A 7,711-nucleotide genomic window follows, 5' to 3' on the forward strand; every position below is an offset into this window, starting at 1 on the left:
GAAGTCAGCTCAAAACATGTTTTTGAGGTTGCAGATGGAAGCTGACGTGGTTTGAAGAGATTTTCGAAGAGTATAAATAGTAAACAAAAAGGAGCGCTGAGCTCCTTTTCTTTGTGATTATAAGGTTTTTTCTTGTTCTCTCACAACCAGCAAATCGACCTTAGCATGGCGGAGGATGTATTCAGATGAAGAACCGACCAAGAGGCGTTCAAAGGCGTTGAGACCAGTTGCGCCAAGGAGGATGAGGTCCACTTCCTCTGCATCTGGAATAGTACGTGCCAGTAGAGTTTTTGGATTTCCCATTTCAATGACGATATGAACATCTGCCACCCCAGCATCTTTAGCACGTTTTTCGTACTCTTTCATCAGACTTTCAGCGTCGACTTGGAGTTGTTCGTAAACTTCAGCATCAAAGGTGGATACGCTTTGGAGAGCGCGTGTGTCAATGACATGTGCGATGGTGAGTTTAGCGTCGTTTCGTAGAGCAGAATGAACTCCCTTGACAAAAGCCAAGTCCGCTTCTTTAGAACCATCGATTGCGACCATGATATTTTGGTAACGTTGTGCCATAATGAAACCTCCTGAAATTTTCTTACTATAATTGTAAACCTTTTCACTATAGAAGTAAAGCAAAAAAAGTATTTTTCAAAAGAATGTTATCGATTAAAATCTATATAAATATATGATAAAATAAAAGAAAGGATAGCAGGAAAGAAGTGAAGGGAGGGAGAATGATGAAGCACTCTTTTCAAGAAACAAAAAAATCAAATTTCCTTTATTATGGAATCATCCTAGTTTCAGTCTTGCTAGAAGTTATTATGATCTGGCAATTAGAGAGTCTGGTACCGCTTCTTTATCCAGGTTTTATTGGCTTTTTAGTCTTTCATATACTCTATCATCTGTTTTTATTCCTAGTCGCTAAAAGAAGTGGTCGCTGGGATTACTTGATGATATGGGGGCTTTTCCTCATGTTCAATCTTCTCTATGACTCCTTTTTAGGCTTACTTTTTCTAGGTTTATCTTTTGGTATGTAGAAATTAGTTGAGGTGTTGATATGAGATGTTCTAAATATATAATTACAATGATGTTTGTATTGTTTACTTTTGGAATGGTTATTCCTGTTGTAGCTCAGGAAAATTCCAATAATATAGATCAATCAATTACTATTTTGAAAAAATACACTGAATTAGATGAATCGAATATTCCTTTTATTCGGACGGATATTATGGAAGAACAGAATGAAAATAAAGAAACAATAACTCTTGCAGAAATGGTGAATGAACTCGCTATAAGTTATAAAAATCAGAAGCTATCTCATAATAAAGTAATAAAAAGAATAAGAAGAGGTTTGATTCCTACTTATGGTAATTGGTGTGGTCCAGGTCATACAATGGATGATAGAAATGGGAATGCAATTGATATTTTAGACTGGGCATGTAAAGATCACGATATTTGTTATAGAGATAATGGATATTGGAATATTGATTGTGATAAACGATTTATCAAACAGTTAAAAGCTATTCTTGATAGTGACGTATTATCTCCAGATGGGAGATTATATGCATCTGCAGCCTATACCTTATTTTCTACTATGAGAAATTATGGTGGATAGTTATTCTCTTTAAACTCTCCTCTATTTCCTCGCTTTTAGCGAGGATTTTCTTCTATATAAATCTAGTAACAGCTTCCAGCAAACTTGTCGCATTCTTTTTCTAGTGGTATAATGTTACTAGTCTGATGAATGGAGGAAACAAGATGAAAGAATATAACAAGTCTAGTAAGTTAGAGCATGTTGCTTATGATATCCGTGGTCCGGTTTTGGAAGAAGCCATGCGGATGCGAGCAAATGGAGAAAAGATTTTGCGTCTGAACACAGGAAATCCAGCAGAATTTGGCTTTACAGCGCCAGACGAGGTCATCCATGACTTGATTATGAATGCGCGTGATAGTGAAGGTTATTCTGACTCCAAAGGGATTTTTTCAGCCCGTAAGGCCATCATGCAGTACTGCCAACTGAAGAAATTCCCCAATGTGGCTATAGATGATATTTACCTTGGAAATGGTGTCAGTGAGTTGATTGTCATGTCCATGCAGGGGCTTTTGGACAATGGAGATGAGGTCTTGGTGCCTATGCCCGACTATCCTCTCTGGACAGCGGCTGTCAGCCTAGCTGGGGGAAATGCCGTTCACTATATCTGTGATGAAGCTGCAGAATGGTACCCTGATATTGCGGATATCAAGTCAAAAATCACTTCCAATACCAAGGCAATCGTCCTTATCAATCCAAACAACCCAACTGGAGCCCTTTATCCGAAGGAACTCTTGCTGGAGATTATTGAGATTGCCCGTCAAAACGACTTGATCATCTTTGCGGACGAGATATATGATCGCATGGTCATGGATGGGCATGTGCATACGCCTGTGGCGAGTCTGGCACCGGATCTCTTCTGTGTCAGCATGAATGGTCTGTCAAAATCGCATCGTATCGCTGGTTTCCGTGTCGGTTGGATGGTTCTGTCTGGCCCTAAGACACATGTTAAGGGATATATCGAAGGGCTCAATATGCTGTCCAATATGCGCCTTTGCTCTAACGTTTTGGCCCAACAAGTCGTCCAAACCTCCTTGGGTGGTCACCAGTCAGTCGATGAATTACTCCTTCCTGGTGGACGAATCTACGAGCAAAGAAATTTCATCTATAATGCCATTCAAGATATTCCAGGTTTGTCTGCCGTTAAACCCAAGGCGGGTCTCTATATCTTCCCCAAAATCGACCGCAATATGTACCGTATCGATGATGATGAGCAGTTTGTCCTTGATTTCTTGAAGCAGGAAAAGGTGCTCTTGGTTCATGGGCGAGGCTTTAACTGGCAGGAACCAGACCACTTCCGTATCGTTTACCTTCCTCGTGTCGAGGAACTAGCCCAAATCCAAGAAAAGATGACTCGTTTCTTAAAACAGTATCGCAGATAGGGCTTACATGAGAAAAAGCTGGAAACAATTGCCTAGAGCTATTGACAAAAGTGACAGAATCAGATAGAATGGTAAAGTATGTTTAGTAACTGATCACTTTATAGCCGGCTAAACGAATACAAAATCTATGAGGAGGTATTCATCGTGAAACGTACTTATCAACCAAGTAAACTTCGTCGTGCGCGCAAACACGGATTCCGTAACCGTATGTCAACTAAAAATGGTCGTCGCGTATTGGCAGCTCGTCGTCGTAAAGGACGCAACGTTTTGGCTGCCTAATCCAAACCACGGAGAAGGAAAGTCAGTAGGAACTCGAGTCTACTGGCTTTTATTGTGCTTAAAAATAGGGGCAAGAGTAGATGAACCCGGTGTCAAAGATAGAGTAGCTTGAAGCTAGGAAAGTAGATAGCGACTGCTAAAACAGTTCTAGAAATTGCTTTGCATTTCCTAATCAATCTGTTGCGTTTTTATTTCCTTTCGCTATAGATCTGTCTGGTAAAGGAAGGGCTTGTCATAAGCTATAGTAGATTGAAACGAGAATAGGACACCTCTACTTCTAAAACATCTCATTTTTAGGAGGGCTGGGTGGCTAACTTCCTTATAGAACTTTCAGTGAGATTCAGCGATGAAAAAAATGATAAAAGTGTCAGGATAAGTGTTGACTAATTTTATCAAAGTGGTATAATGTAGCTGTGATAGCTGTGATAGCTGTGATAGCTGTGATAGCTGTGATAGCTGTGATAGCTGTGATAGCTGTGATAGCTGTGATAGCTGTGATAGCTGTGATAGCTGTGATAGCTGTGATAGCTGTGATAGCTGTGATAGCTGTGATATTATAGTTGCTTGAGGCTTAAGGGTGACCTGGTCTCATCTCCTATCATTTACTCACTAGTAAGAATCACGGTGCTGTTTCTAGCTTCACTCTCTGAAGGAGTGGGAGTTGGGAAACTTATTTTTTATTATATCATTAGTCTTCTTAAGGAGGTAACATGGAAGATAAATCGAATTCACTCAGTAGGGTAAAGCGCCATCAACGCGAAAAAGTCTTGCGCTTCTCTATTCGTAAATATAGCTTTGGTGCAGCTTCTGTTGCGGTTGCGGCTCTTATGTTTATGGGGGCCAATGTCGTGAGTGCAGATAGCCCAAGCCAAAACACGTCGTCATCGACTACTGGTCTAGCTAGCCCGAAAGATGGGGAGCAGTCGTCTGAAGCAGGGCAGGCAAGGGATGAAAATCAAGCCGAAGTAGCCAGTGAGCCTTCAGCAAATAAAGAAGCTCAACCTGCTGAAGAGAAAGCTGCTACAGTTGATAGCAGCCGTTTGAGCAAGCTAGTGGAAGAGGTAAATGCTCTTCTTTCTACCGACTCGAAGCACGATCCTTCAGTTGTAAGTCCTATTAAGGAGCGACTTCAAAAAGGGAAAGAATTATTAGCCCGTGCTGATGCAGATCAAGGGGAGCTTGACAGTCTTGCTGAGGACTTGGAAAAGGACTTGGCAGTCTTATCAAGTTCTTCTAAAGAAGAAAGTCAGCCGCAGGGAAGTGAATCAGCGGATAAGAGTTCTTCTGCTGAAAGGAGCGACCATAAGGAGGAGGGTTCAGACAGGGCTGCTTCTGCATCTGTGCCAGAAGATAAACCTAAGAGTTCTAGAAGATCTAAGAGGGCTTTGGAACCTATCCCGAATACTGTTAACGAAGGTGCTTTGTCTGATGTCAGATACTTTGCTTCTGTTGACCCAAAGACTAACAGTGGTAAAAATACAAGAAATAATGATGAAGATTTTACTAGGGATAAGACAGTAATCCGTGCAAATTATAAGGAAGAAAATGGACAAAAATGGATGGTCTACGATGTCTTCTTTAATAACGATGGAAAGCGTATGGTGGAAAAATCATATCAGCAACAGTATTATTTCCAAGCTCCTTTTAATATCATGCATGATTCTAACACGGTAAAAGATTTGAGCTTCACTCGATACAAGAAAAGTGGTGGAAGAAGGCTTTCTGATGGGAATAGCGGATTCCAACAATATGGAAATGTAGCCTTCATCGATAAACAGTGGGAACAGAAGCCTTATATCTTTAACAATGATTATATCAGTTTGTATGATCCGTCTTCAGGAGTAAATAGAAATAATCAGCGTTGGGATGTATTCAAGCATAACCAAGAAGATTCTACCCTAAATACTCTTACAAAAGATAAAAGAGGTAATTATCCAAAACTATCATATTATTTGGGAATTAAGGTTGGAAATGAAAGTCTGGACTATGCTGTTCACATGCATGCGAAGATTAGACTTAAAGACGATGTGACTGAGGAGGAAGCAGCTAAATACGGTCGTGTCTATGCTGCTACGACAACATACGGAAAAACGACTCAGCAGTCATATATTATGGGAGCATTAGGTGCCAGGTTAGAAACGACCACAGAGGCAGAAACCTACCCTATCCAAGGTAGTTCACATACCAAAACGGTGGGAGATAGTCTTCCAAATACAGATAACCCTGTAGCTGATAAGTATGTCACTTCAAAAAGTGGTAAAGACTTCCCACCAAGAATGACTTGGAGCTGGCAAAATGATCGTAAACCAAGTACAGCTCAAGCTGGAGTCTTTACTTATAAAGTAATTGCCAGATATGGGGATAGTTCATCATCAGAAGATGCTAACTCAGGCTCAGACGGAACTGTTAAGCTTACAGTTAAACCTAAAAAACCGACTATTTCAGACTTTGAAAACAAGAAAGGTCTCACTGGACAAAAACTTACAGTGAATGTAGGAAGCGGAGTGCCAAAGGGTTCAACAGTTAACCTTTACGATGGAACTAAGCTGATTGGAACTGGAACAACTGATGGAGAGACTGCAACCGTTACAGTTACAGAAGCTCTACCAGGAAACCCTATTACAGCTGAAACAGTAGTTACTAATACTAATGGAACAGTGACTTCAGAACGAAGTGAGGCCGTAACACCGACAGAAGCACCAGACACACAAGCCCCAACCTTGACCATCACACCAGAAAACCAAACGGTAACAGAAGGTCAATGGGTAACATTTACAGTTACAGCAACAGATGATAAGAAGGCTAATCTGGATGTTAGTGATTTTATAGGCCAACCAAAATATGGTGACAGGTTTATTAAAGCGCAAGCATTTGTAAAATCAGAAGGAAGTACAGCTACTAAACAAATCAGGGAAATCACCCTTAAAGCCCTACCAGAAGATGTTGGTAAAACACAGACAATTACCTTCAGGGCTACTGATGATGCAGGGCACTCAGCAAAACCTGTGACCTTTACTTTCACTGTCACAGCTGCTGATAAGACGGGGCCAACCATTACAGCAGATGGAGCGACTGTTACCAAAAATGAAGCCATTCAGCCAATTCCGGTAAGTGCTCAAGATAATGCTGGTGGTGTTGGCTTGCGTGATAATAATCCAATAGAGGTAAGCAATTTACCACAAGGATTAAAATATGAAAATGGCAAGATTACAGGGACACCGACAGGAAATCCGGGTACATCTCGCGTCACTATTAAAGCCTATGATAAGAACGGAAATGTTACTACAGAGACAATTGATATTGTAGTACAAGCGCAAAAAGACAAGTATAATCCAGTAGGCGAACCCCTAACAGTAAACCAAGGACAAACCATTTCAGATGATGCAGTAAAAGCAAAAGTGAAAAACGTTGGTCCAGGAACACTAACAGTACAAAGTAAACCAACTTCAACAAACACAGCCGGTTCAGCTGGAAATGCAGTTGTAAAAGTTACTTATCCAGATGGATCAAGTGAAGAAGTGACAGTTCCAGTCACTGTAAAAGACGTAACAGGACCAACTATTACAGCAAATGGAGCGACTGTTACCAAAAATGAACCAATCAGTCCAATCAAAGTAACCGTGGCGGATAATGAAGGCGGACGAGGTTTACGTGAAAAAAATCCAGTAGAAGTAACAGGTTTACCAGCAGGCTTGACTTATAAGAATGGTCAAATTACAGGTACACCAACAGGAAATCCAGGCGCATTCAAAGTAACCATTAAAGCCTATGATAAAGATGGTGCAGTTACGACAAAAACAATCACCATTACTGTTCAGGATCAAGCAGCTAAGTACAATCCAAAAGGAAAAGACCAAACAGTTTCTAAAAATGCGGTTCCTGCAGCAGCGGATAGTATCAGTAACAAGCAAGACCTACCAACAAACACTAGCTATCGCTGGAAAAAAACTCCAGATACTAGCCAAGATGGAAAAACTGTATCTGCAGTGGTTGTTGTAAGCTATCCAGATGGATCAAGTGAAGAAGTACCAGTTAAGGTTAAGGTATCAGATTCTCTAGCCGGCACAGTCACAGCACCATCAGCAGTTAAGGAGAAAACACCAGTTACTCCAACTACAGTTGTAACAGCTAACAAACCAGGTTCAACTATTACAACAGACAAGCCAGTTAATGGATTGAAAGTTGACGGAGAAGGCAAGCTAACAGGTACACCAACTGTTACTGATTGGAAACCAGACGAAGAAGAACGTAAGATTACGATTCCAGTCAAAATTAAGAATGGTAAAGATGAAGTAACCGTCAGCGTTCCAGTAACTATCCAACGTGATACAGATGGCGATGGTATTCCAGATGTAACGGATCCAGATGATGACAACGATGGTATCTCAGATGCAGATGAAAAAGCAAATGGCACAGATCCAAAAGTTGCAAATTCTCTAGTAGCAACTATTGACTTGGTACA

General features: G+C 40.8%; 6 protein-coding genes. 5 read left to right on the plus strand and 1 reads right to left on the minus strand.

The window, feature by feature from the left end:
• Nucleotides 1-117 precede the first annotated feature (117 nt).
• Nucleotides 118-570, minus strand: coding sequence for a universal stress protein (locus tag HT719_RS05150; RefSeq protein ID WP_050208772.1), 453 nt, complete (start codon nt 568-570; stop codon nt 118-120).
• Nucleotides 571-731: 161 nt separating this feature from the next.
• Here HT719_RS05150 and HT719_RS05155 point away from each other — a divergent pair, with 161 nt between their 5' ends.
• From HT719_RS05155 to HT719_RS05175, 5 genes are all read left to right on the plus strand, one after another.
• Nucleotides 732-1,034, plus strand: coding sequence for a hypothetical protein (locus tag HT719_RS05155; RefSeq protein WP_172928461.1), 303 nt, complete (start codon nt 732-734; stop codon nt 1,032-1,034).
• Between the two features lie 20 nt (nt 1,035-1,054).
• Nucleotides 1,055-1,612, plus strand: a complete 558-nt coding sequence (locus HT719_RS05160) for a hypothetical protein (RefSeq protein WP_001203814.1) — start codon at nt 1,055-1,057, stop codon at nt 1,610-1,612.
• Nucleotides 1,613-1,755: 143 nt separating this feature from the next.
• Entirely contained in the window at nt 1,756-2,970 is a 1,215-nt protein-coding gene (locus HT719_RS05165; protein WP_172928462.1) for a pyridoxal phosphate-dependent aminotransferase, read from the plus strand.
• Between the two features lie 144 nt (nt 2,971-3,114).
• Nucleotides 3,115-3,249: a 50S ribosomal protein L34 gene (gene rpmH, locus HT719_RS05170; protein WP_000831907.1), complete on the plus strand. Its 135-nt coding sequence runs from the start codon at nt 3,115-3,117 to the stop codon at nt 3,247-3,249.
• A gap of 710 nt (nt 3,250-3,959) precedes the next feature.
• Nucleotides 3,960-7,711 (plus strand): Rib/alpha-like domain-containing protein (locus HT719_RS05175; protein WP_172928464.1); only part of this gene is annotated, 3,752 nt, incomplete at its 3' end.

This window comes from Streptococcus sp. k-378 (genome assembly GCF_013277505.1).
Classification (GTDB): domain Bacteria; phylum Bacillota; class Bacilli; order Lactobacillales; family Streptococcaceae; genus Streptococcus; species Streptococcus pseudopneumoniae.

Bases quoted from the DNA above. Each gene is read 5' to 3' on its own strand.
- HT719_RS05165 (WP_172928462.1), top strand. From the start codon at position 1,756: ATGAAAGAATATAACAAGTCTAGTAAGTTAGAGCATGTTGCTTATGAT.
- HT719_RS05150 (WP_050208772.1), bottom strand. From the start codon at position 570: ATGGCACAACGTTACCAAAATATCATGGTCGCAATCGATGGTTCTAAA.
- HT719_RS05160 (WP_001203814.1), top strand. From the start codon at position 1,055: ATGAGATGTTCTAAATATATAATTACAATGATGTTTGTATTGTTTACT.
- HT719_RS05155 (WP_172928461.1), top strand. From the start codon at position 732: ATGATGAAGCACTCTTTTCAAGAAACAAAAAAATCAAATTTCCTTTAT.